Origin of the sequence: Bartonella sp. CL25QHWL (assembly GCF_042195335.1) — a bacterium.
Classification (GTDB): domain Bacteria; phylum Pseudomonadota; class Alphaproteobacteria; order Rhizobiales; family Rhizobiaceae; genus Bartonella.
Map to the genome: position 1 here is coordinate 1 of NZ_JBHIOE010000077.1, position 857 is coordinate 857.

The following is an 857-nucleotide window of genomic DNA, read 5'->3' on the forward strand; positions in this document are numbered from 1 at the left end:
ACCACCTATCTTGATTACCTTCGTAGCATCATCCTGCTTAACAAGACTATCTCCTACAACTTTATTAATCTCATTCTGAAGCTCTTTATGAATATTCATGAATGAATCACCAACACCAGCAAAGGCAGACGCAACATCATTATAGCTCTGCTCTTCAACGGCACTGCCATCTTCTTTGACGATCTTAACTTTGAAGCTTGGAGCTCTCCATTGACCTTCCTTATATTCAGCGCCACCACCTAAAGATTGCGCAACACCGCTCCCTAGAGCATAAAGCTGGTTACCCGCTACAGCATCGCTTGAAGTAGCACTAATGTCTCCATTGGAAAGCGATGTTATCTTGCTGTTTGTCTTCTCTTCACCATGCGTCGCTACAAACGCACCTTTGGACTTATCCCAAAACAACGCATCGCCTTGAACAGTGGTGATGTCCTTTTCAATCTCTTTAGTAATTTCATCCTTAATATTACTGAACTTATCTTTAACTTTATCGAATGAATCTCCAACACCAGCAAAGGCAGACGCAACAGTACTATATTCTTTATCTTCTGTTACCCCATCCGCTTTAAAGCTCTTAACCGTGAATGTAGGCGCACTCCAAGTTCCATTCTCATAACTAGCGCCACCACCTAAAGACTGCGCAACTTTATCACCTAGAGCATATAGCTGGTTACCCGCTACAGCATCACTTGAGTCTTTAGTTATAGACCCATTGGTAAGCGATGTTATCTTGCTGCTTGCATTCTCTTCACCATGCGTCGCTACAAACGCACCCTTGGACTTATCCCACAACAACGCATCAGCCTGAGCAGTGCTAATTTCATTGGTAATCTCTTTATGTAAATCCGTGAAAGAAG

At 42.8% G+C, this 857-nt stretch carries 1 pseudogene; it reads right to left on the reverse strand.

The annotated features are described in order from the left end of the window. A pseudogene (locus tag ACFILY_RS09545) lies at nt 1-857 on the reverse strand (hypothetical protein); the annotation flags it as partial.